Annotated in this window: 23 protein-coding genes and 2 pseudogenes; 19 read left to right on the plus strand and 6 right to left on the minus strand. The window is 71.6% G+C overall.

Going from position 1 to position 21,407, the window contains the following annotated elements; all coding sequences use genetic code 11:
- Window positions 1–92: 92 nt before the first annotated feature.
- On the minus strand, window positions 93–962 hold the full coding sequence (locus ABZ562_RS39765) for a hypothetical protein (RefSeq protein ID WP_361489964.1): 870 nt from the start codon (window positions 960–962) through the stop codon (window positions 93–95).
- 239 nt (window positions 963–1,201) lie between these two features.
- On the opposite strand from ABZ562_RS39765, the gene ABZ562_RS39770 reads away from it, so the two are divergent.
- The 5 genes from ABZ562_RS39770 to cseC all read left to right on the plus strand — a co-directional run bounded on the left by ABZ562_RS39770 (window position 1,202) and on the right by cseC (window position 5,732).
- Window positions 1,202–2,122, plus strand: a complete 921-nt coding sequence (locus ABZ562_RS39770) for an A/G-specific adenine glycosylase (RefSeq protein WP_055557250.1) — start codon at window positions 1,202–1,204, stop codon at window positions 2,120–2,122.
- 242 nt (window positions 2,123–2,364) lie between these two features.
- A complete protein-coding gene (locus ABZ562_RS39775; protein ID WP_361489967.1) occupies window positions 2,365–2,982 on the plus strand; it encodes a SigE family RNA polymerase sigma factor in 618 nt (205 codons plus the stop codon).
- Window positions 2,983–3,008: 26 nt separating this feature from the next.
- Window positions 3,009–3,704: a hypothetical protein gene (locus tag ABZ562_RS39780; RefSeq protein WP_361489970.1), complete on the plus strand. Its 696-nt coding sequence runs from the start codon at window positions 3,009–3,011 to the stop codon at window positions 3,702–3,704.
- Between the two features lie 9 nt (window positions 3,705–3,713).
- Window positions 3,714–4,424 (plus strand): two-component system response regulator CseB, encoded by a 711-nt coding sequence (cseB, locus tag ABZ562_RS39785; protein ID WP_361489972.1) that lies wholly within the window; start codon window positions 3,714–3,716, stop codon window positions 4,422–4,424.
- A gap of 9 nt (window positions 4,425–4,433) precedes the next feature.
- Window positions 4,434–5,732, plus strand: a complete 1,299-nt coding sequence (cseC, locus tag ABZ562_RS39790; protein ID WP_361489975.1) for a two-component system sensor histidine kinase CseC — start codon at window positions 4,434–4,436, stop codon at window positions 5,730–5,732.
- Between the two features lie 79 nt (window positions 5,733–5,811).
- Here cseC and ABZ562_RS39795 read toward each other — a convergent pair whose 3' ends face one another.
- Window positions 5,812–7,443 carry an MDR family MFS transporter gene (locus ABZ562_RS39795; protein WP_361489978.1) on the minus strand — a complete coding sequence of 544 codons (1,632 nt, stop codon included), beginning with the start codon at window positions 7,441–7,443 and terminating at the stop codon, window positions 5,812–5,814.
- Between the two features lie 164 nt (window positions 7,444–7,607).
- Here ABZ562_RS39795 and ABZ562_RS39800 point away from each other — a divergent pair, with 164 nt between their 5' ends.
- Entirely contained in the window at window positions 7,608–8,195 is a 588-nt protein-coding gene (locus ABZ562_RS39800) for a TetR/AcrR family transcriptional regulator (protein WP_361489981.1), read from the plus strand.
- A 12-nt stretch (window positions 8,196–8,207) separates the two neighbouring features.
- On the opposite strand, the gene ABZ562_RS39805 is transcribed toward ABZ562_RS39800, so the two are convergent.
- Window positions 8,208–8,810, minus strand: coding sequence for a M23 family metallopeptidase (locus ABZ562_RS39805; protein ID WP_361489983.1), 603 nt, complete (start codon window positions 8,808–8,810; stop codon window positions 8,208–8,210).
- 297 nt (window positions 8,811–9,107) lie between these two features.
- On the opposite strand from ABZ562_RS39805, the pseudogene ABZ562_RS39810 reads away from it, so the two are divergent.
- A pseudogene (locus ABZ562_RS39810) lies at window positions 9,108–9,314 on the plus strand (hypothetical protein); the annotation flags it as partial.
- 148 nt (window positions 9,315–9,462) lie between these two features.
- Here the strand turns inward: ABZ562_RS39810 and ABZ562_RS39815 are convergent.
- Window positions 9,463–10,314, minus strand: coding sequence for a LysR substrate-binding domain-containing protein (locus ABZ562_RS39815; RefSeq protein ID WP_361489985.1), 852 nt, complete (start codon window positions 10,312–10,314; stop codon window positions 9,463–9,465).
- A gap of 81 nt (window positions 10,315–10,395) precedes the next feature.
- On the opposite strand from ABZ562_RS39815, the gene ABZ562_RS39820 reads away from it, so the two are divergent.
- The 7 genes from ABZ562_RS39820 to ABZ562_RS39850 all read left to right on the plus strand — a co-directional run bounded on the left by ABZ562_RS39820 (window position 10,396) and on the right by ABZ562_RS39850 (window position 15,491).
- Window positions 10,396–10,890: a cupin domain-containing protein gene (locus ABZ562_RS39820; protein ID WP_361489988.1), complete on the plus strand. Its 495-nt coding sequence runs from the start codon at window positions 10,396–10,398 to the stop codon at window positions 10,888–10,890.
- Between the two features lie 97 nt (window positions 10,891–10,987).
- Window positions 10,988–11,347 carry a DoxX family protein gene (locus tag ABZ562_RS39825; RefSeq protein ID WP_361489990.1) on the plus strand — a complete coding sequence of 120 codons (360 nt, stop codon included), beginning with the start codon at window positions 10,988–10,990 and terminating at the stop codon, window positions 11,345–11,347.
- A gap of 190 nt (window positions 11,348–11,537) precedes the next feature.
- Window positions 11,538–11,957 (plus strand): peptidase, encoded by a 420-nt coding sequence (locus ABZ562_RS39830; protein ID WP_361489992.1) that lies wholly within the window; start codon window positions 11,538–11,540, stop codon window positions 11,955–11,957.
- Between the two features lie 74 nt (window positions 11,958–12,031).
- Window positions 12,032–12,763, plus strand: coding sequence for a response regulator transcription factor (locus ABZ562_RS39835; RefSeq protein WP_361489994.1), 732 nt, complete (start codon window positions 12,032–12,034; stop codon window positions 12,761–12,763).
- Window positions 12,760–14,166, plus strand: coding sequence for a HAMP domain-containing sensor histidine kinase (locus ABZ562_RS39840; protein ID WP_361489996.1), 1,407 nt, complete (start codon window positions 12,760–12,762; stop codon window positions 14,164–14,166). Before ABZ562_RS39835 ends, ABZ562_RS39840 begins: the two co-directional genes overlap by 4 nt.
- A gap of 33 nt (window positions 14,167–14,199) precedes the next feature.
- The gene (locus tag ABZ562_RS39845) at window positions 14,200–15,015 is read left to right on the plus strand and encodes a class I SAM-dependent methyltransferase (protein ID WP_361489998.1); all 816 of its coding nucleotides are present in this window, start codon (window positions 14,200–14,202) and stop codon (window positions 15,013–15,015) included.
- The gene (locus tag ABZ562_RS39850) at window positions 15,009–15,491 is read left to right on the plus strand and encodes a GNAT family N-acetyltransferase (RefSeq protein WP_361490000.1); all 483 of its coding nucleotides are present in this window, start codon (window positions 15,009–15,011) and stop codon (window positions 15,489–15,491) included. The genes ABZ562_RS39845 and ABZ562_RS39850 overlap by 7 nt, the downstream gene beginning before the upstream one ends.
- Here the strand turns inward: ABZ562_RS39850 and ABZ562_RS39855 are convergent.
- The gene (locus ABZ562_RS39855) at window positions 15,457–16,254 is read right to left on the minus strand and encodes a thioesterase family protein (protein ID WP_361490003.1); all 798 of its coding nucleotides are present in this window, start codon (window positions 16,252–16,254) and stop codon (window positions 15,457–15,459) included. The genes ABZ562_RS39850 and ABZ562_RS39855 overlap by 35 nt on opposite strands.
- 307 nt (window positions 16,255–16,561) lie before the next feature.
- Between ABZ562_RS39855 and ABZ562_RS39860 the strand changes: the two genes are divergently transcribed.
- The gene (locus tag ABZ562_RS39860) at window positions 16,562–16,912 is read left to right on the plus strand and encodes an Lrp/AsnC family transcriptional regulator (protein WP_361490006.1); all 351 of its coding nucleotides are present in this window, start codon (window positions 16,562–16,564) and stop codon (window positions 16,910–16,912) included.
- On the opposite strand, the gene ABZ562_RS39865 is transcribed toward ABZ562_RS39860, so the two are convergent.
- On the minus strand, window positions 16,913–17,269 hold the full coding sequence (locus tag ABZ562_RS39865; RefSeq protein ID WP_361490009.1) for a MerR family transcriptional regulator: 357 nt from the start codon (window positions 17,267–17,269) through the stop codon (window positions 16,913–16,915).
- Between the two features lie 93 nt (window positions 17,270–17,362).
- Between ABZ562_RS39865 and ABZ562_RS39870 the strand changes: the two genes are divergently transcribed.
- The 4 genes and pseudogenes from ABZ562_RS39870 to ABZ562_RS39885 all read left to right on the plus strand — a co-directional run.
- Window positions 17,363–18,493, plus strand: a complete 1,131-nt coding sequence (locus ABZ562_RS39870) for an NADH:flavin oxidoreductase (protein WP_361490012.1) — start codon at window positions 17,363–17,365, stop codon at window positions 18,491–18,493.
- Window positions 18,494–18,610: 117 nt separating this feature from the next.
- The gene (locus tag ABZ562_RS39875) at window positions 18,611–18,871 is read left to right on the plus strand and encodes an RNA-binding protein (protein WP_361490015.1); all 261 of its coding nucleotides are present in this window, start codon (window positions 18,611–18,613) and stop codon (window positions 18,869–18,871) included.
- 229 nt (window positions 18,872–19,100) lie between these two features.
- Window positions 19,101–20,342, plus strand: a complete 1,242-nt coding sequence (locus ABZ562_RS39880) for a DUF2993 domain-containing protein (protein WP_361490018.1) — start codon at window positions 19,101–19,103, stop codon at window positions 20,340–20,342.
- A gap of 52 nt (window positions 20,343–20,394) precedes the next feature.
- Window positions 20,395–21,306: pseudogene (locus ABZ562_RS39885) on the plus strand (ABC transporter ATP-binding protein); the annotation flags it as partial.
- Window positions 21,307–21,407: the final 101 nt, after the last annotated feature.

Raw genomic sequence — 21,407 nt, forward strand, 5'->3', positions numbered from 1 at the left:
CGACGAGCGCGGGGCCGCGAGGTGCCGCCCGCCGCGGCAGCGGCTGATGTCACAGCGGCGTCGGGAGCCCGGCATGATCCACACGACACCCCCTAATCCTTGGCGAGGACGAACGACACCTTGGCCGTGCCCAGGCCGTCGAGCTTCGCCTCGACCAGGTAGGTGCCCGCGGCGGCGGTCTTGGCGCCCTTCGGGGTCGCGCAGTGGGCGGCGGTGCGCGCGCGGTCCCATTCCACGGTGCGCTTGGTCTCCCCGGAGGCGGGCACCTCGATGAGGGCGGTGGCGGTGCCCTCGGGGCAGTCGTCCGAGGCCCAGACGTGCTCGTTGTCCGCGTCCGTGATGGTCAGTGAGGCGGCCGCCCGGCCGAAGTCCACCGCGCAGGAGCTGTTCGAGGAGTTCTTCACGGTGATTTCGAACGTCGGCTTCTCATCCGGCTCGTACGTGTTCTTCACCTTCGCGTCCTTGACGCTGCGCACCGTCAGGTCGATGTCGCCGCGCTTGCACTCCGGCAGGCTCGACCCGACCGGCAGCCCCTGGCCGTCCCCGTCGCCGAGTCCGTCGCCGGTGCCGCCGGCGGCTCCGGTGCCGCCCGTGCCCTCCGCGCCGCCGGACCCGGTGCCCGCGCCGCCACCGCCGCCGCTCTCGTCGGAGCCGGAACCGGAACCGGAACCCGGGCCGGAACCAGAACCGGGGCCCGTGCCGCCGGTGTCGGACTCGTCGCGACCGCCCGGCCGTTCGCTGTTCACCGGCCCGGAGGAGGTCGGCCCGGGGGTGATCGTGCGCGCGGGTCCGCCGCCACCCGGCCCCTTGCCCTCGTCGCTTCCGCCGCCGCCCGAACCACCCCAGCCGAAGGCCCAGATGACGAGCAGCACGATGAGGGCGAGCAGGGCCAGCGCAACAGCCCTCCGCCGCCAGTAGATGGAGGAGGGAAGCGGCCCGATCGGATTGCGCAGAGATCCCACGCGGAAACTCTACGAGAGAACGGCGCCCGCACCCGCCAATAACCGCCGCCAGCCTCCCTACTTTTCTCATCATCCGACCGGATCGGCCACCTGGGCGACAACAGTCCGGGCGATTCCCGGCCGCCCATCGCGCAACCAGGCCTGAATTGCACCGTTTCGAGCAGATCTGCCCCGGCTCGACCCGAACGCCCGCGCCCGCGACCCCCATCGGGCCTTCCGTCGTGTCAGGATCGGATGTGATGACTGCCATTTCCGCCGCCCCGGCCGCCGCTACCCCGACCCCCGACGGTGCCGAGCTCCACCGGCCCGTCATCGACTGGTTCGACGCTCACGCCCGCGACCTCCCCTGGCGCCGCCCGGAGGCCGGCGCGTGGGGTGTGATGGTGAGCGAGTTCATGCTCCAGCAGACGCCGGTGAGCCGTGTGCTGCCGGTGTACGAGCAGTGGCTCGCCCGCTGGCCGCGCCCCGCCGACCTGGCCGCCGAACCGCCCGGCGAGGCGGTCCGCGCCTGGGGCCGGCTCGGCTATCCGCGCCGCGCGCTGCGGCTGCACGGCGCGGCGGCGGCCATAAGGGAGCGGCACGGCGGCGATGTGCCGGGGGACCACGCGCAGCTGCTCGCGCTGCCAGGGGTCGGCGAGTACACGGCGGCGGCCGTGGCCTCGTTCGCGTACGGACAGCGCCATCCGGTGCTGGACACCAACGTCCGCCGGGTGTTCGCCCGGGCGATCAGCGGCGTCCAGTACCCGCCGAACGCCACCACCGCCGCCGAGCGCAAGCTCGCCCGCGCCCTGCTGCCGGACGACGAGCGGACGGCGGCGCGCTGGGCGGCGGCCACGATGGAGCTGGGCGCGCTGGTCTGCACGGCCCGCACCCCCGACTGCGCGCGCTGCCCCATCGCGGCGTCCTGCGCCTGGCGCGGGGCCGGTTCGCCGGAGCACGACGGCCCGCCGCGGCGCGGCCAGACCTACGCCGGGACGGACCGTCAGGTGCGCGGCAAGCTGCTGGCGGTGTTGCGGGAGGCGGTCGCGCCGGTGCCGCAGGCGGCCCTGGACCAGGTGTGGCACGAGCCGGTGCAGCGCGCCCGGGCGCTGGACGGGCTGGTCTCCGACGGTCTGGTCGAACCGCTCGCGGGCGGCCTCTACCGGCTGCCGCTGACGTGATGCCGGCCTGACCCGGTTCACGGCCTCACCAGGCATCCTGTGACAGAGCTGTGACACTCCCAGGACCCGGTTCTGACACACCGTCGAACCGGGTTCCGCTGTTACACAACCTATGGGTAGCTGTGCGTTTGCCGAGGTGCTGACGCACATGGCGTCGCAACAGCGCCTCCGTAGCGTCCTTCTCGTTCCGGCCGAGCGGTCGGAATCCAACGTGGGGAAGACGCGGGATGGAGGGCTGCACGATGACCGGCAGCAGCGGCAAGGTTCTGGACTTCGAGGAGTACGTGCGCAACCGGCAGGACGCGCTGCTGCGCAGCGCCCGGCGGCTGGTTCCGGACCCGATCGAGGCACAGGATCTCCTGCAGACCGCGCTCGTGCGCACCTACGGCCGCTGGGACGGGATAGCCGACAAGTCCCTCGCCGACGCGTATCTCCGCCGCGTCATGATCAATACCCGTACCGAGTGGTGGCGCGCCCGCAAGCTGGACGAGGTGCCCACCGAGCAGCTGCCGGAGGCCAGCGTCGAGGACGGCACCGAGCAGCACGCCGACCGGGCCCTGCTGATGGACATCCTCGGAGTGCTGGCTCCCAAGCAGCGCAGCGTCGTGGTGCTGCGACACTGGGAGCAGATGACGACGGAGGAGACGGCGGAGGCGCTCGGTATGTCGACCGGCACGGTCAAGAGCACGCTGCACCGGGCGCTCGCGCGGCTGCGGCAGGAGCTGGAGAACCGCGAGCTGGACGCCCGCGCGCTCGGCCGCGAGCCGGCGGGCACGCCCGCCGCCGCGAAGCCGCTCCGGACGGGGAACCAGGTCCGGCGTGACCGCCAGGAGCGGGGGCAGGAACGGTGCGCGGCCTGATCAGGGCCTCTCCTGGCAGAACTGCCATGATCAGCGGTGGCGCGGTGGTGGGGCTCGCGGCCGCCGGGGGCTGGATGCTGGCCGGATGCACCGGCAACAGCCAGGGCGTGCGTACCGAGGGCCCGGCGCGCACCCAGTGGACCGCGCCCTCGGCGCAGGACCAGGGCTCGTACGCGAGTGGCGGGGCGACCAAGCCGCCGGCCGTGCAGAAGGCCGACGCGGTGCGGCTGATCAAGGACGACCCGAAGGTCGCCCAGGACCTGAAGACCCACCTCCAGCCGTGCACGGCGAAGGCCGGGAAGGGCAAGCCGGTCAAGGGCTACCCGGTGGAGGTGGCCCGGGGGAAGCTGACCGGACCTACCGCGTCCGATCTCGTCATCAACGTCACGACCTGCGACGACGGCTTCGGCATCGGCTCGTATGTGTACCGCAAGGTGGGGCGCGGTTACGAGAACGTGTTCAGCGACCAGCAGCCGCCGGTCTACGCCGACGTCGTCAAGGGCGATCTGAGCGTCACCAAGCTCAGTTACGCCTCCGGGGACACCGTCTGCTGCCCCTCGCGCGAGGACGTCATCACCTACCGTTGGGCGTCGGGCAGGCAGGCTTTCACCGTGGTCCGGCACAAGCACACCGACTACAGCAAGAGCAGCCCCACGGAAGAGCCCGCCCCCAGCGCCTCCGCGACCGGCGGCGGCGGCGAGGACGACGGAACGGAAGGCTGAACCGAGGCTGTGGCCGAAACCCATGTGCTCTTCGTCGAGGACGACGACGTCATCCGCGAGGCCACCCAGCTCGCCCTGGAGCGCGACGGCTTCCTGGTGACCGCCGCTCCCGACGGGCTGACCGGTCTGGAGCGGTTCCGCGCCGACCGGCCCGACATCGCGCTGCTGGACGTGATGGTGCCGGGCCTGGACGGGGTCAGCCTGTGCCGCCGGATCCGCGACGAGTCCACCGTGCCCGTGATCATGCTGTCGGCCCGCGCCGACTCGATCGACGTGGTGCTGGGCCTGGAGGCCGGGGCCGACGACTACGTCACCAAGCCCTTCGACGGCGCCGTGCTGGTCGCCCGCATCCGCGCCGTGCTGCGCCGCTTCGGCCACGCCAGCGGCCCCGGCGGCCGCGGCGGCGAGCAGCCCGGCGCCGACGAGCCCGGGGGCGGGGTGCTGCGCTTCGGCGACCTGGAGGTGGACCCGGAGGGCATGGAGGTCCGCAAGGGCGGCGAGCAGGTCGCGCTGACGCCGACCGAGATGCGGCTGCTGCTGGAGTTCTCGACCGCGCCCGGCACCGTGCTCTCCCGCGACCGGCTGCTGGAGCGGGTGTGGGAGTACGGCTGGGGCGGGGACACCCGGGTCGTGGACGTCCACGTCCAGCGGCTGCGCGGCAAGATAGGCCAGGACCGCATCGAGACGGTCCGCGGCTTCGGCTACAAGCTCAGGGGCTGACGCGGGACCATGGTGCGACTCGCGCTCCGCTCCGGACTGCGCTGGAAGGTCAGCCTGGCCATCGCCGCGGTGAGCGCGCTGGTCGCCGTCGCGCTGAGCCTCGTCGTCCACAACGCGGCCCGGGTCTCCATGCTCGACAACAGCCGCACGGTGATGGACGAGCGGGTGAAGGTCGCCCAGAAGTGGTACGAGGAGTCCCGGGTGCTGGGCTTCGGCGCCAAGCTGGACGACCCGCGGCTGCCCGAGGACCTGCGGAAGTTCGCGGCGCGCGGGCAGCGCGCCACCTTCCTGGAGGACTCCGGCACCGGCAGCCCCGAGGTGTGGGCGTCGGTGCCGCTGCGCGACGGCAAGGTGCTGTCGGTCCACACCCGCTTCCAGGACCGCTTCGCCGTCCTGGACGACCTGGACCGGGTGCTCATCCTCGGCTCGGTCTCCGTGGTGCTGGGCGGGATCGCGCTCGGCGTGCTCATCGGCGACCAGCTCTCGCGGCGGCTGCGCAAGGCCGCCACCGCGGCCCGCAAGCTCGCCGAGGGCGACTCCGAGGTGCGGGTACGGGACGCCATCGGCGGCCGGGTGCGCGACGAGACCGACGACCTGGCGCGCGCCGTCGACGGCATGGCCGAGGCGCTCCAGGAGCGGCTGGAGGCGGAGCGGCGGGTCACCGCCGACATCGCGCACGAGCTGCGCACCCCGGTCACCGGGCTGCTCACCGCCGCCGAGCTGCTGCCCCCGGGCCGCCCCACCGAGCTGGTACGGGACCGGGCGCAGGCGATGCGCACGCTGGTGGAGGACGTGCTGGAGGTGGCCCGGCTGGACGGCTTCGCCGAGCGGGCCGAACTCCAGGAGATCGATCTCGCCGAATTCATCATCCGCCGGGTGCGCGTGGTGGCCCCGGACGCCGTGGTCACGGTGGACCGTGACGCCCACGTCTCCACCGATCCGCGCCGCCTGGAGCGCATCCTGGGCAATCTGCTGGCCAACGCCGCCCGGCACGGCAAGCCGCCGTTCGAGGTCACCGTGGAGGGCCGGGTGCTGCGGGTCCGCGACCACGGGCCCGGCTTCCCGGAGTCGCTGCTGAAGGACGGGCCGAGCCGGTTCCGCACCGGCAGCAAGGACCGGGCGGGCAAGGGCCATGGGCTGGGCCTGACCATCGCCGCCGGCCAGGCCCGGGTCCTGGGCGCCCGGCTGACGTTCCGTAACGCGGACCCGGCGGTGGAGGGCGAGGAGGGCGCGGTGGCGGTGCTCTGGCTGCCGGAGTCGGCGCCCACCAACACCGGCAGCTTCCCCGTCATCGACGTCCCGGACTGAGACGTGACGGAGCCGCCCGCCCTCGGACGAGGGGCGGGCGGCTCGCTGTGGGCTCGTACGCGTCAGACGGGCGTACGCGTCAGACGGGTTCGGCGACCGGCGTCACACCGGCCGGGGACTCACCGCTGTCGGCGGACTTGGCGCCGCCGCGCAGCGGGACCTCCTTGATGAACCAGGCCGCCAGGAAGCCGACGACGCTGATCACCGCGCCCCACAGGAACACCTGGTGGGCACCGTCGGCCACGGCGTGGAGGTAGGCGTCCTTGATGGGCGGGGGCAGCTTGTCGATGCTGCCCGGGTCGAGCTGGGCGCTGCCGGATGTGGCGGCCGCGGCCTTGGCGCCGCCGCGCTCGGCCATGGTGTTCCCCACCTGGTTGGTGAACAGGGCACCGAGGATCGCGACGCCGAAGGAACCGCCCAGGGTGCGGAAGAGGGTGGCGGAGGAGCTGCCGACGCCCATGTCCTTCATCTCGACGCTGTTCTGCGCGATCAGCATGGTCGTCTGCATGAGGAAGCCCATGCCCGCGCCGAGCACCGTCATGTAGATGCCGGAGGTGAGGCGGGTGGTCTCGGTGTCCATCTGCGCCAGCAGGAACATGCCCGCGGTGATCAGGAAGCCGCCCAGGATCGGGAAGATCTTGTACTTGCCGGTCTGGGTGGTGACCCGGCCCGCGACCAGCGACACGGCCATCATGCCGAGCAGCATCGGGAGCAGCAGCAGGCCGGAGTTGGTGGCGCTGGCGCCCTGCACGGTCTGCTGGAAGAGCGGCAGGAAGGTCATGGAGCCGAACATCACGAAACCGGTGAGGAAGCCGATGACCGTGACCAGCGAGAAGTTGCCGATCCGGAAGATGTGCAGCGGCAGTACGGGCTCGGCGACCCGCTTCTCGACGAACAGGAACGCGGTGAGCGCCACGACACCGAGCACCCCGAGCCCGATGATCTCGACCGAGCCCCAGGCGTACTCGTTGCCACCCCAGGTGGTGAGCAGCACGAGCGCGGTGATGCCCACGGTCAGCAGGGCAGCGCCGGTGTAGTCGATGCGGCCCTCGAAGCGCTTCTTGGGCAGGTGGAGCACCGCGCTGATCGCGAAGAGGGCGATCGCGCCGAGCGGGATGTTGATGTAGAAGATCCAGCGCCAGCCGAGGTGGTCGGTGAGGGTGCCGCCGACCAGCGGGCCACCGATCATGGCCACGGCCATCACACCGGCCATCATGCCCTGGTAGCGGCCGCGCTCCCGGGGCGGCACCAGGTCACCGATGATCGCCATCACGCCGACCATCAGACCGCCCGCGCCCAGGCCCTGGACGGCCCGGAAACCGATCAGCTGACCCATCGTCTGGGCCATGCCGGACAGGGCCGAGCCGGCGAGGAAGAGGGCGATGGAGGAGAGGAAGATGCCCTTGCGCCCGTACATGTCGCCGAGCTTGCCCCAGATGGGGGTCGAGGCGGCGGTCGCCAGGGTGTACGCGGTCACCACCCAGGAGAGGTGGTCGAGCCCGCCCAGCTCGCCGACGATGGTCGGCATCGCGGTGCCGACGATCATGTTGTCGAGCATCGCGAGCAGCATCGCGATCATGAGCGCCAGGATCACCACGCCGGTGCTGTGGGTCTTGGGCTCCTTGGCCTGCTTGCCCGGGGTGGCCTGGGCGGTGCCCTGTGCGGGCAGGGAAGCGGGTGGCGCTTCACCTTCTGATTTCTTCTGGGACATGATCTCCACTCCCCCTGGTTACGACGAGCTCCGGTGACGCGCCACTTACTTGCCGCCCGGCTAGTTGAGTACAGTAGGAAAGGTAAGACGTCTACTAGCCGGGCGTCAAGTAAGTTTTGTTCGGCCTGCTCAGAGGGCTGGCCCCACCCCCACAGGAGAGCACCTTGGGCAGCACACCGCGCCGGGGCGACACCCGTCAGCGCATCCAGGACGTGGCCCTGGACCTCTTCGCCAGGCAGGGGTACGAGAAGACCTCGCTGCGCGAGATCGCCGAACATCTCGACGTCACCAAGGCGGCGCTCTACTACCACTTCAAGACCAAGGAAGACATCGTCCTCAGCCTCTTCCGGGACCTGAGCGAGCCGCTCGACGAGCTGATCGCCTGGGGCGAGCGGCAGCCCCGCACCCTGGAGACCAAGCAGGAGCTGCTGCGCCGCTACAGCGCGGCCCTGGCCGACGTCGAACCGCTGCTGCGCTTCATGCAGGAGAACCAGGCGACGGTGCGCGAGCTGAGCATCGGCCAGTTCTTCAAGGACCGGATGATCGCGATGTCCGGCCTGATCCGCGACCCCGACGCCGGGCTGACCGAACAGGTCCGCTGCACGACCGCGCTCTTCAGCATGCACGCCGGGGCCTTCGCGATGCAGACGATCGAGGGCGACCCCGAGGAGAAGCGGCAAGCCGTCCTCGAAGTCGCCCTCGACCTGCTGACCCAGGCGCACGCGCCAGCGGGGCACCTGGGCGACCGGTGACCTCGGCGCGGGTCAGACCTTGAGGCCGTGGGCCCGCAGGAAGGTCAGCGGCCCCACGGCCGAGCCGTAGTTCGGCGTCGTACGGATCTCGAAGTGCAGGTGCGGGCCGGTCGTGTTGCCGGTGTTGCCCGACAGCCCGATGTGCTGGCCGGTGGTCACGCTCTGGCCTATGCGTACGTCGATCCGCGAGAGGTGCGCGTACTGCGAGTACGTGTTGTCGTCGTGCTTGACCACGATGGCGTTGCCGTACGCGGGACCGTCGCCGGCGCCGTACGGGCCCGCCTTGACGACGACACCGGTGTGCACGGCCCGCACCGACGTGCCGGACGGCACCACGAAGTCCTGGCCGCTGTGGTTGTGCGCCCACAGGTTGCCCGCCAGGCCGAAGGGGGCGCCCAGGACGTACGTGGCGACCGGGGTCACCCAGGTGTCCGCCTTCTTGGCCTCGACGGCCCGCGCCGGGGCGGCGGCTGCCGCGTGCGCGTCCGCCGCGAACGTCACACCGGCGCCGAGCACGAGCGAGGCACCCACGCCCACGGCGATTACGGCGGCGCGGGCCCGCGCGAGGGAGGAATGCGATTGCGGATAACGACGGGTCGTGGCGCGCGGGGCCATAGGGGACTACCTCCGGGGAATGCGTGAAGTCGACGCCCCTTGTTATCCCGTTCGCGCGATATGGCCAAGATGCTTCACTACTAAGTGGATACGTAGTTCGCTTCCTCGGGACGCCTTATCCCTGCCAGAATTCCGCACCCTCTGACCTGCCCATACGGTCGATATCCGTAGGTTTCCTAATTCCCGTAGTAGGTCATGGGAACCCTGTGCCGCATATCACCCCGCCTGCGTTTCGCAGGGACTTTCGGGTGTCCGTTTCGGGACCAAAGTCCCCGCCCCGCCACTATGCTGTCCGCCGTGGATCCCGCAGTCATCGGCGCCCGCCTCGCGTCCAGCGCCGTCGCACCGCTCATCAAGAAGCTGTTCGTGCGGGAGGGGCCGGGCGCCGGGGTGGTGGACCAGCCGGTCCGCATCTCGTCCCTCGTCTCCTTCCGGGGCGAGAAACGCACGCTCGAGATCAACGACCTGCACAAGCTGGCCGCCGAACTCGTCGCCCGCACCCTGGTCGAGCAGAGCGGTCAGCTCACCGAACTCATCACCAAGATCGGCATCCTGATCGAGCGGCTTCCGTCCCAGTCCGCGCAGGACGCCGCGCCTCAGTGCCCTGCGGTTCGGCCTTGTTCACAAGCTGTGGCAGCGCCGTTGCCGATTCTCAGTGGCGGTAGGCGGCTGTCGCGATCTCGATGAATGATCGGGTCAAAGGGTTGGTGTCTCCTTCGTTGCACACCGCCACCACTCGGCTCGGCGCCATGTCGATCAGCGGCACCACGGTGAACTCCGCGGGCAGGTCGTGTCCGAGCGGGGCCAGGCCGACCGTGCCGTTCCACAGCACAGCCTGCAGGCATTCCTGGACGGCGCGCACCACTGGTCCCTCGCGCGGCCTGTCACCGTTCCAGTACGACTGCCAGATGGGGTCGGTGCCCTGCGGGAACTGGAACCAGCGGCGGTCACGCAGCTCGGCCAGGCGCAGCTCATCGCGGCGGGCCAGCGGATCGTCGGCGCGCAGGACCACGCCGACCGGATCGGTCCGCAGCGCACGCACCGTCAGGGCGGTCTCGTCGAACGGCGCTCGGGTGAGGGCGACATCGACCAGTCCAGCGCGCAGTCCGCACGTCGGGTCGGTCAGATCGGTGTCGCGGATGCGGATGTCGACGCCGGGGTGGTTTCGGCGGTAGGCCGCGGCCAGCCTGGCCACTCCCGGGTCCGTGCCGTCGCCCAAGATGCCGACGGTGATGGTCGCGACGCCGGCTGCCGCGCTCACGCGTACCCGGACGCGGTCGGCGTGGTCGAGCAGGGCTCGCGCCTCGTCGAGCAGCACCGCGCCCACCGGAGTGAGCGTGACGCCGGTGGTCGAGCGGGCGAAGAGCAGAGCCCCGGCCTCGGCTTCCAACTGCTTGATCGCCCGGCTCAGCGGCGGCTGGCTCATATGCAGTCGGGTGGCGGCCCGGCCGAAGTGGAGTTCCTCGGCGACCGCCACGAAGTAGCGCAAGGTTCGTAACTCCACGCTGCAACGATACCGATGAGGTATCGGCTCTGCCGAATGGGTCTTGGACACCGGCGAGGTCCCGGCGGTGCACTCGTGACCATGACCGAAGAAGCGAAGACCAGCGAGCCGCAGACCGACCCCGCCGTATCGGTGGTGGGTCCCCGCGACGGCGAGATGATCGTTCTGGGCACTACGCGCATGCGCGTTCTGGAGGACGGCAGCCACACCGGGCACCGCCTCGCGATCGCCGAGTCCGTCCTCGCCCCGAACACGCAGGGTCCGCCGCAGCACCGCCATGGCCAGCACGACGAGGGCTTCTACATTCTCTCCGGCACCGTGCGGTTCACCGTCGGGGACGAGGACTACGACGCCACCGCGGGGACGCTCGTCATGGTTCCGCCCGGCACCCCGCACACCTTCGCCAACCTGACCGGCCAACCCGCCGTCATGCTCAGCACATTCACACCCGACCTGTACCTGCAGTACTTCCGAGACCTTCAGGAGGTGATGGCCAGCGGTCGGCCGCTGACGCCACAGGCCAACATCGACGCGATGAGCCGCTACGCCACACAGCCCGCCACCGACCTCGCCTGAAGCCCTCGGGCGACGGACCGGCCGTCTCCAGGGGCTTTCCCGGCAATCGACGCAATCGACCGGCCCCCGTGAAACGGGGCCCTCGTGAACGGGAACCATGAACATCGCCTATTGGATCGTCGCGGGACTGCTCGCGCTCTTCTACCTCTACGCAGGCCCTCAGAAGGTGATCCGCAGCCGTGATCAACTCCGGCCGATGATGGCTTGGGTCGACCGCATCCCGTTGCCTGCCCTCAGGGCGCTGGGGGCGGTCGAAGTACTCGGCGCGGTCGGTCTGATCCTTCCACCGCTGGTCGGCACCGCTCCCTGGCTGGCGCCGGCCGCGGCCATCGGCTTCGTACTTCTGCAGATCGGTGCGATCGCCGTTCACCTGACCGGCGAAGACCGCCGGATCACACTCAATGTCGGACTCACCGCCGCCGCGGCCGTGACCGTCTGGTTGTCCACCAGTCCGTGATCGTTGATCAGTCCTCGGCCGGCGGAGGCGAAAAACCAGCGGTTTCGCGGTCGTGGCGAAACATTGGCCGTTTGCTGGCCGGGTGCTGTCGTTTACCGGCCGTGCCTTGGATGACGTGTTCCTAGGGTCGTGTGCATCCCCTGGGAGTCCGGCTCCCGGGCCCCGTACTCGACTGTTCTGGAGACGCCTGATGCCTGCTTTGCCTCGTCGTGCCCTGGTCGCCGCTCCCGCCGCCGTTCTGCTGCTCACGCTGGTGGCCTGCGGCGGTGGTTCCGATTCCGGTGGCGGCTCGAAGGCCGCGGACTCCCAGGCGTCGGCGCAGGGCGCCGGCGGTGGCGGTGGCGGTGGCGGAGGGGAAGCCGGGGAGGAGGCCGGGGAGAAGAAGGAGCCGCCGCTGACCGGTGAGGTGAAGAAGAAGGCGGAGGCGGCGGCGCTGGCCAAGTTCCCCGGGACCGTCCTGAAGTCCGAGCATGACGCCGAGAAGCCGGGCATGTACGCGGTGGAGGTCAAGAAGTCGGACGGCACGACGGTCGAGGTCTACCTCGACAAGAGCTACACCGTCACCGACACGAAGGCGGAAGGCACCGAGGAGGAGGAGAACGGCGGCTGACCCCGTCGCCCGCGCCCTGGCAGGTTGTGATGAACACCGCGCCCGCGGCCGGGCCGCTGTGCGAGCCTTTCGCCATGCGGCTGCTACTGATCGAAGACGACGACCGGCTGGCCGGTCCGATCACCGAAGGGCTCGCACGCTACGGGTTCACCGTCGACCGGGCGCGCACCGGTGCCGCCGGGCTCGCGGGGGCCGCCGACCAGCCTGACCTGGTGCTGCTCGACCTCGGGCTGCCCGACATGGACGGTCTTGACGTCTGCCGCCGGCTGCGTGCCCGGTCCGCGATCCCCATCATCATGATCACTGCCCGGGGTGAGGAGGCCGACCGGATCGTCGGGCTGGAGCTGGGGGCGGACGACTACGTCGCCAAGCCGTTCGGCGTGCGGGAGCTGGTCGCCCGCATCCGGGCCGTGACCCGCCGCACCGCCGGTCATCTGGCCCTGGCGGACGCCCCGGCGCCCGCCGGGACGTCCGGCGCCGGTCCGCAGCGGCTGGGTTCGCTGGAGATCGACCGGCGCACCCGGGAAGTCCGCCTCGACCGGGGTGAGGTGGCCCTGTCGCCACGGGAGTTCGACCTGCTCGCCCATCTCGCCCAGGACCCCGGCGCGGTGCACTCCCGGCAGCAGATCATGGACACGGTCTGGGACCCGCACTTCTTCGGACCCACCAAGACGCTGGACGCGCACGTCGCCGCCCTGCGCCGCAAGCTCGGCGACCCCGCCTGGATCACCACCGCGCGCGGGGTCGGTTTCCGCCTCACCGTCCCCGCCGGGCAGCCCGACGACACCCCCGAGGCCGCGCGGTGACCCGCCGTCTGCTGCTGAGCTATCTGGCGCTGGCCCTGCTGGTGCTGGTGGGCCTGGAGGTCCCGCTCGGCTACTTCTACGCCCGCGGGGAGGAATCCCGCTTCTCCCAGGGCGTGGAGCGCGACGCGTCGATGCTGGCCGAGGTCGCGGAGGAGAACATCGAGAAGCACAACGTGGAAGCCCTGCCCGAGCTGGCGCGGGAGTACGCAGACGACACCGGCGCCCGCGTCGTGATCGTCGACCGCGCCGGCCGCCTCCTCACCGACTCAGCGGGCGCCACCGCCACCGGGACCGACGTATCCGGGCAGACGGACATCGCCGCCGCCCTGCGCAACAAGGCCACCACCGCCACGCGCGCGGACGCACAAGGCGGGGACATCCTCGCGGTGACCATGCCGGGCTCCTCGGGGACCACCGTCCGCGGCGCGCTGCGGGTGACGTACCCCATGACGATGGTCACCGACCGGGAGCACCGCATCTGGCTCGCTCTCGCGCTCGGCGGAGCGGGCATCCTGGCCGCCGTGGCCCTCGTGGCGTTCAGCCTGGCCCGCTGGATCACCCGGCCCCTGCGCACCCTGGAGCGGGCCACCGCCCAGCTCGCCCACGGACACCTGGACCACCCGCCCGACGCCGCCACCGGACCGCCCGAACTGCGCCGCCTGGCCACCTCGTTCAACCACACCGCCACGCGGCTGCAGCATCTGCTCCGGGCCCAGCACGGTTTCGCCTCCGAGGCATCGCACCAGCTCAAGACCCCGCTGGCCGCGCTGCGGCTCCGGCTGGAGAACTTCGAGCCCTACCTCGACCCCCGCGCCCACAACAGCCTCGACGAGACCATCGAGGAGGTCGAACGGCTCAGCCGCATGGTCCACGGCCTCCTCGCCCTCGCCCGCCTGGAGAACACGGCCACCACGCCCGAGCCGGTCGACCTGGACGCCGTCCTCGCCGACCGGGCCGCCATGTGGGAATCGCTCGCCTGCGAACAGCATGTCGCCGTGGCGGTCACCGGACCGCCGACCGGCCGGATATGGGCGATCCCCGGTGCCCTGGAGCAGATCGTCGACAACCTGATCGCCAACGCGCTGCGCGTCTCCCCACCCGGCACGGCCATCACGCTCACCCGAGCCCCCGGCGCCGAACTCCACGTCATCGACCAGGGCCCCGGCATGCCGCCGGCCGACCGGGAACGCGCCTTCGACCGCTTCTGGCGCGCCTCCGACGCCCACCACGACGGCACCGGCCTCGGCCTGCCGATCGTCCGCCACCTGGTCCACGCCTCCGGCGGCGAGATCACCCTCGACGCCGCACCGGGCGGCGGCCTGGACGCCCGCGTCCGGCTGCGCCCCGCGGACCGGGACCCGCGTCTGACGGGGGCGGGCGCCGGGCGCGGCAAATCCGGATGAGAGCCGGGAGGGATACCCACTACCGTCCGGGCCATGACGGACGACTGGCTGCGGCGCAACCGCGCGAACTGGGACGACCGGGTCCGGGTCCACGCCGGCAGCGAATTCTACGATCTGCCCGGGTTCCGCGACGGCGCCTGCACCCTGCGCGGCTTCGAGCTGGACGAGCTGGGGGACGTCAGCGGCAAGCGGCTCGTCCACCTCCAGTGCCACATGGGGCAGGACACCCTGTCCTGGGCCCGCCGCGGGGCGGCGCACGTGACCGGGCTGGACTTCTCCGAGGCGGCCATACGGACGGCGCGCGGGCTCGCCGCGGACCTGGCGCTCGACGGGCAGGCGCGGTTCGTCGCTGCGGATGTGTACGACGCGGCGGAAGCCCTGGGCGGTGAGCGGTTCGACGTCGTGTACACCGGGCTCGGCGCGCTGTGCTGGTTGCCCGACCTCCCGCGCTGGGCGCGCGTCGTGGCCGGTCTGCTGGCCGACGGCGGGGTGCTGTACCTCGCGGAGTTCCATCCGTTCACCGAGGTGCTGGGGGACGACGGCACGAGCGTCGAGGTGGACTACTTCGACGAGCAGGGCACGACATGGGACGAGCCGCACACGTACACCGACGGCCCGCCGCTCGCCCACACCGTCTCCGTCCAGTGGCAGCACCCGCTGGGGGTCGTGGTGACCGCCCTCGCCGGGGCCGGGCTGCGGATCGAGTTCCTGCACGAGCACGCCACCACCCTCTTCCAGCGCTACCCGGCGCTGGAACGGACCGGCCCCGCCCAGAACCCCGTCTTCCGCTTCCCGGCGGGCCATCCCCGGCTGCCGCTGATGTACTCGATCCGCGCGACGAAGTGGTGACGCTGCGGGTGCTCACGGCGGACGACTGGCCGCTGTGGCGGGAGGTGCGGCTCGCCGCCCTCACCGACGCGCCGCACGCGTTCACGTCCACGCTCGCGGACTGGCACCGGGGCGGCGAGGAGCGGTGGCGGGCCCGCCTGGAGATGCCGGGCGCGTTTCACGTCGTCGCCCTGCTGGACGACCGGGCCGTCGGGGTGGCGGGCGGGGTGCCCGGGGAGGGCGGTGTACGGGAGCTGCGATCGGTGTGGGTCGGCCCCGAGGCACGCGGCCACGGGGTCGGGGACCGGCTGATCGGGGCGGTCGAGGGCTGGGCGCGCCGTACGGGCGGTACGACGCTGGTCCTCTCCGTGATCCCCGGCAACGACGCCGCGATCGCCCTCTACCGGCGCAACGGGTTCACGGACCTGTCGCGCGACGGCGAGACCGGCGAACAGGTGATGGTCAAGGCGCTTCGCCCGGCTGCGGCCGGACCGTGAGGATCTGCTGGGCGTGGCCCACCGGGCCGGTGAGGTCGTGCAGGACCGTGCTGGTGATGCCCTGGCCGGTGGCGCCGAAGGCGACCGTGGTGTCCAGGCCCGTCCAGCGGCCCTCGGGCCGGCGGTGGAGGTGGATGGTCAGGTCGACGTTGGGGAACATCCAGGCGGTGGGCGGCTGCCGGACGGCGATGCCGTTGGCGGTGTCCACGAGGGCGACGTAGGACGCCAGCGGGCTCACCGGCTCCCCGGCGACGAGGTCCAGCCCGGTGGAGAGCCAGACGGTGGCGCGGCCGGGCTGCGGCGGGGTGACCGGCCGGGTGTCCAGGGAGGCGATGTACCCGCCGGGCCAGACGCTGGACATGGCCCAGGGCGCGAGCGCGTCGGGCGGGGTGAGGCGGTCGGCGCCGCCGCCGGCGACGGCGGCGGTGTCCAGGGTGGTCAGGAGCCAGGCGCGGGCGCGGACCACCGCGCGGTCCGCTATGAGCACGGTGGCTTCGATGAGTTCGATGGTGCGGCCGGGCCGGATGGTCTCCACCCGGATCTCGCACTCCTCGAGGGCGAGGCGCCCGAGGATGTCGAAGCTGATGCGGCTCAGCACCATGCCGGAGGCGTCCGGACGGCGCCCGGCCAGGTGGCGGTCGATGGCGTGGACGATGAGGCCGCCGAGCGGGCTGAAGTGCTGTTCGTCGGTGGCCCACGCACCGCCGACGTGGCCGGTGGGCTTGTAGCGGTGTGCGTCGGTGCGCTCGAAGTAGCTGTCCAACGGGGTCCTCCTCGGCGGTCGTTGACGGATACAAACATAGGCGTACGCGGTGCGTGGCCGCGGCGTCAGGCCAGGCGTTCGACCAGCAGGAACCCATCGATGACGAGCATCAGGACACCGGAGGCCCCGGGGACCGCCCGGGCCGCTGAGGGCCGGGTCCTCAGCACCGTGCGGGCCGGCAGGCCGACGGCGAGGTGGACGACCGCGCGGACGACCCTGTGGAGCGCGCCGAGCAGTCCCGCCTGCGCGGCGACCGGCCAGCCCGTCGCCGGGTGTATCCGGCTGGTAGGCCCAGTCCGCGCCGGGGGTGAACACCAGCAGGAGATCCACGTCACCGAACTGGCCGAGCGAGCGCTCCGGCGCGATCAGCGGCTACCGCGCGCACCTCGACCCGCACGCCCTCGGGCTGACCTTCGACGCCCTGGTCTTCATCACGATGCGCGACGCGTCCGGCGAGACCGTCGCCGACATCCCCAGCGTCCTTCAGGCGCAGCGGCTGTTCGGCGACCCGGACTACCTGCTGCGCGTCGTCACCCGCGATCCGCCCGCCTTCCAGCGGCTGTACGACGAACGGCTGGCGATGCTCCCCGGTGTGCAGCGGCTCAGCTCGACCCTGGTCATGAAGGCGGTCGTGGAGGACCGGGCACTCCCCTTGTGACTACCCGGGCGCGCAGGCGTGGACCTTCGTACTGGCGATGACGACGTCGAGCCGGTCGCGGGCGTCGGCCAGCTCGCCGATCTGACGCTCGATGCGATCGCGCTCGGCCAGCAGCAGTTCCATCATCTCCGGGGTCGCCGAGCCCCTGTCGACGCACGGCATGAGCTGAACGATCGTCCGGCTCGGCAGACCCGCCGCGAACATCTGCTGGATCAGGCGGACGCGGCCGACCGCGCTCCCGGGGTAGTGCCGCTGGCCGCTGGCGCTGCGCTCCGAGCTGAGCAGGCCCTGTTCCTCGTAGTAGCGCAGTGCCCGTACGCTCACGCCCGCCTTGGCGGCGAGTTCACCGATGCGCACCCGCGGCTCCTCCCTGCGACATTTGCCTCTGACGTCAACGTCAGGTTTTAGCTTAGCTCCGCGAACCTTCGTCCTGCTTCGAGGAGCTTCCCCATGACTGCCGACAGCGCCGCCGCCGACCGCGCGGCTCAGACCCTGTCCCGCCCGTTCACCCTGGGCGGGCTCACCGTGCCGAACCGGATCGCCATGGCGCCGATGACGCGCCAGTTCTCGCCGGACGGCGTCCCCGGTGCCGATGTGGCGCAGTACTACGCGCGCCGGGCGGCCGGCGGGGTCGGGCTGATCATCACCGAGGGGACGTACGTCGGTCACCCCTCGGCGGGGGACAGCGACCGGGTGCCGCGCTTTTACGGCGAGGACGCGCTGGCGGGCTGGAAGAACGTGGTGGACGAGGTGCACCGCGCGGGCGGCCGGATCATGCCGCAGCTCTGGCACGTCGGGGCGACCCGCGCCGAGGGCTCCGGCCCGGTCCCGGACGCCCCGACGGTCGGCCCGTCGGGCTTCGGCCTGGACGGCAACCCGGCCGGCCGGGCCATGACCCAGGACGACCTGGACGCCGTGATCGCCGCCTTCGCCGACGCCGCGGCCGCCGCCGAGCGCACCGGCTTCGACGGCATCGAACTGCACGGCGCCCACGGCTACCTGATCGACCAGTTCCTGTGGGAGCGCACCAACCGCCGCACCGACGGCTACGGCGGCGACCCGGTCGCCCGCGTCCGGTTCGCCGCCGAGATCGTGGCCGCGTGCCGGAAGGCCGTCTCCGCCGACTTCCCGATCGTCCTGCGCACCTCGCAGTGGAAGGCGTTCCACTACGACGCGCGGCTCGCCGGGACCCCGCAGGAGCTGGAGGCGATCCTCGCCCCGCTCGCGGAGGCCGGGGTGGACGCCTTCCACTCCTCCACCCGCCGGTACTGGGTGCCGGAGTTCGAGGACTCCGACCTCAACCTCGCGGGCTGGACGAAGAAGCTCACCGGCAAGGCCACCATCAGCGTCGGATCCGTCGGCCTGGACAAGGAGTTCGACCCCGCGATGTTCAAGGACGGGGCCCGGAGCGGGGTGGCGGGCATCGAGAAGCTGCTGGACCGGATGGAGCGGGACGAGTTCGACCTCATCGCGATCGGCCGCGCCCTGATCGCCGACCCGGAGTGGGCCCGGAAGGTCCTCACCGGGGACACCGAGACGCTCATCCCCTTCGCCACCGAACAGCTCCAGACCCTGCGCTGAGCCCGGCCGGGTAACCGGTTCGGCCCAAGCGCGATGGCCCGTTTTCCACCTCGCTGCGACGATTGACCCGATTGGCGCCACCTTGACGGCGTCCCGGATCAGGCAGGAGAGCGGGTCATGTCGAAGCGGCTGCATGTGGGCAACCTGAGCTACCAGACCACGAAGGAGGACCTGGAGAAGCTGTTCGGGCAGTTCGGCGAGGTGATGGACGCGACCGTCATCACCGACCGGGACACCGGGCGCTCACGGGGGTTCGGATTCGTGGAGATGGCGGACATGGAGGCCGAGAAGGCCATGGCCCAGCTGGATGGACAGGAGATGAACGGACGCTCCGTCACCGTCACCGAGGCACGGGCGGTTTCGCGCGGCGGACGGTGAACGGGGCGAGGGACGACGGGCGAACGGCACGGCGGCGGACGCCGCGTGAGCGTGCCGTTCGCCACGTATCGCCGCTAGGACTTGCGGGCGGAGCAGTGCGGCGTGGTGGTATTGGCTGATGCGATCCCCCACACGCATATCTTCACCTCGTCCCCACAATTCTCACAGCGACCCGGGCCCCGGCGACGGCGTACGTGACGATGCCGCGCGCGACGACGCGCACCGCGACGTGCACCCCGTCCCGTACAGCAACCCGTACGACGAACTCGCCGAGCTGGCCGATCCGTACGACCCGGAGGACCCGCTCGGCCTCGGGATGAAGCCGGACGACGACACCTCCGACCTCGGCGGCGGGGGCGGCGGCAAGGGCGGCCCGGGCGGAGGCGACGGCGAGCCGTGGTCGCCGCCCGACCACGGCCGCTCCCGGCGCGGCCGGCGGCGCGGGCGCGGGCGCTTCAAGGCGGTGCCGCTCACCGCGAAGCTGGTCATCGGCGTGCTGGTGCTCGCGGCCCTGGCGGTGCTGGCCGACCGGTGCGCCGTGATGTACGTGGAGCGCAAGGCGGAGGCCGCGCTCCAGAAGAAGCTCAAGCTGGCCACCGCCCCCAACGTGACCATCCACGGCTTCCCGTTCCTCACCCAGGTGCTGGACAAGAAGCTGGAGAAGGTCGACGTGGCCGTGCCCGATGTGGCGGCCGACCGGGTCTCGCTCGCCAAGGTGAACGTCCAGGCCGAGGGCATCCGGCTGAACGCCGACCTGCCCACCTCGATCAAGGGCGCCGTGGTGGAGCGCATGAAGGGCAACGTCCTGCTGGCCTTCGAGGACCTGGACCGGGAACTGGGCGCCTCCCAGGTGCGTTTCCAGGCGTACGGCCCCAACTCGGTGCGCGCGGACGGCAAGCTGCCGGTCGCCGGGCAGAACGTGTCGCTGCACGCGATGGCCCACATCCAGCGCCAGGGAGACCGGGGGATCTCCACCGAGGTGACGGACATGCGGCTGGACATTCCCGGGATCGCCACCTACCGACCGGGCAAGGACGCCGGGCTGCGGCTGCACCCCAAGGCGGCCAAGCAGATCAGCGAGGACACCGCGAAGGCGAGGGCGCTGCTTCAGGTGCCGTCGGTGGCGGAGCGGCTGGGGATCGCTCCCGAACCGGCCGGCCGGGCGCGGAACGACGACCGGCAGCTGGACAAGATCACCGGATCGCCGGAGTTCGTGCCCGCGCTGACGAAGGTCAACCTCGTCGACGTGACGAACGAGCACCCGGAGCTGGTCAGGAAGCTCGGCATCGATCCGACCGTGGCCGCCGCGCTGACCAAGTACAAGCTGCCGGAGTTGTCGGAGAAGCTGTCGCTCTCCTTCCAGCTTCCCGAGAAGGCCAAGGACATCAAGATTCAGAACATCGGGGTGGAGCCGGACGGGATCGTGGCCGATCTGACCGGCACCAAGATGGGCTTCGGCAAGAGGCCTTAATTCCCCTGGCGAGGTGACCCGTCGAAGGGGCCGGTGGCGACATGCCACCGGCCGCAACCTCGGACAGCTGGGCCTGACCCTCTCCGCCGCGACCGCGGGCGCCGAACGGCTGCTGGAGGTCCTGGACGCCGAACCGGCCGTACGCGACCCCGCGCCGGGCGCGGCCGTCGCGCCGTGGCGTGTGCACGGCACGGTGGAGTTCGACCGGGTCGGCTTCCGCTACCCGGGCGCCGAGCGGCCGACCCTGGCCGGGGTGTCGCTGACCGCGCGCCCTGGCGAGTTCGTCCTGATCACGGGGGCGAGCGGGGCGGGCAAGTCGACCGTCTCCAAGCTGCTGCTGCGCTTCTACGACCCGGGCGAGGGCTACGTACGGCTGGACGGTGTGCCACTGCATGCCCTGCCGCTCGGCTTCCTGCGCGAGCACGTGACCCTGCTGCCGCAGGAGACGCTGATCCTGCACGACACGATCCGCGAGAACATCACGTGCGGGCGGCCGGGGGCGAGCGACCACGACATCGTCCGGGCCGCGCGGGACGCGGCCGCGGACGAGTTCATCCGCGCCCTGCCGCAGGGATACGACACCCGGATCGACCCGCATACGGCCCAGCTGTCCGGCGGTCAGCTGCAACGGATCGCGATCGCGCGGGCGATGCCGCGCAACGCGCCGGTGCTGGTCCTGGACGAGCCCACCACCGGCCTCGACGCGCTGGCCGCACGGCGCGTGGTGCGGCCGCTGCGGCGGCTGATGGCGGGCCGTACGACCATCATGATCACCCACGACCTCAACCTGGCCCCGGACGCCGACCGCATCCTGGTCCTCGACCACGGCCGCCTGGTGGAGACCGGCACCCACCGCGAACTGCTCGCCCGGGGCGGCGCCTACGCCCGCCTCCACGGCTCCCAGACCGGCTCCCTGACGGACACCGGCTCCCACCCCACGGTCCGCCTCGGCCCGCCGCTCTGACGGCGTCCCTAGGGGGTGTCGTGTGGATCATGCCGGGCTCCCGACGCCGCTGTGACATCAGCCGCTGCCGCGGCGGGCGGCACCTCGCGGCCCCGCGCTCG

The organism is Streptomyces sp. NPDC019937 (assembly GCF_040631655.1).
Lineage (GTDB): Bacteria > Actinomycetota > Actinomycetes > Streptomycetales > Streptomycetaceae > Streptomyces.

What these genes read in the sequence shown, in the direction of transcription:
- ABZ562_RS39770 (WP_055557250.1), top strand. Translation starts at nt 1,202, where the DNA reads ATGACTGCCATTTCCGCCGCCCCGGCCGCCGCTACCCCGACCCCCGAC.
- ABZ562_RS39775 (WP_361489967.1), top strand. Translation starts at nt 2,365, where the DNA reads ATGACCGGCAGCAGCGGCAAGGTTCTGGACTTCGAGGAGTACGTGCGC.
- ABZ562_RS39780 (WP_361489970.1), top strand. Translation starts at nt 3,009, where the DNA reads ATGATCAGCGGTGGCGCGGTGGTGGGGCTCGCGGCCGCCGGGGGCTGG.
- cseC (WP_361489975.1), top strand. Translation starts at nt 4,434, where the DNA reads ATGGTGCGACTCGCGCTCCGCTCCGGACTGCGCTGGAAGGTCAGCCTG.
- ABZ562_RS39795 (WP_361489978.1), bottom strand. Translation starts at nt 7,443, where the DNA reads ATGTCCCAGAAGAAATCAGAAGGTGAAGCGCCACCCGCTTCCCTGCCC.
- ABZ562_RS39805 (WP_361489983.1), bottom strand. Translation starts at nt 8,810, where the DNA reads ATGGCCCCGCGCGCCACGACCCGTCGTTATCCGCAATCGCATTCCTCC.
- ABZ562_RS39820 (WP_361489988.1), top strand. Translation starts at nt 10,396, where the DNA reads ATGACCGAAGAAGCGAAGACCAGCGAGCCGCAGACCGACCCCGCCGTA.
- ABZ562_RS39825 (WP_361489990.1), top strand. Translation starts at nt 10,988, where the DNA reads ATGAACATCGCCTATTGGATCGTCGCGGGACTGCTCGCGCTCTTCTAC.
- ABZ562_RS39830 (WP_361489992.1), top strand. Translation starts at nt 11,538, where the DNA reads ATGCCTGCTTTGCCTCGTCGTGCCCTGGTCGCCGCTCCCGCCGCCGTT.
- ABZ562_RS39835 (WP_361489994.1), top strand. Translation starts at nt 12,032, where the DNA reads ATGCGGCTGCTACTGATCGAAGACGACGACCGGCTGGCCGGTCCGATC.
- ABZ562_RS39845 (WP_361489998.1), top strand. Translation starts at nt 14,200, where the DNA reads ATGACGGACGACTGGCTGCGGCGCAACCGCGCGAACTGGGACGACCGG.
- ABZ562_RS39870 (WP_361490012.1), top strand. Translation starts at nt 17,363, where the DNA reads ATGACTGCCGACAGCGCCGCCGCCGACCGCGCGGCTCAGACCCTGTCC.
- ABZ562_RS39875 (WP_361490015.1), top strand. Translation starts at nt 18,611, where the DNA reads ATGTCGAAGCGGCTGCATGTGGGCAACCTGAGCTACCAGACCACGAAG.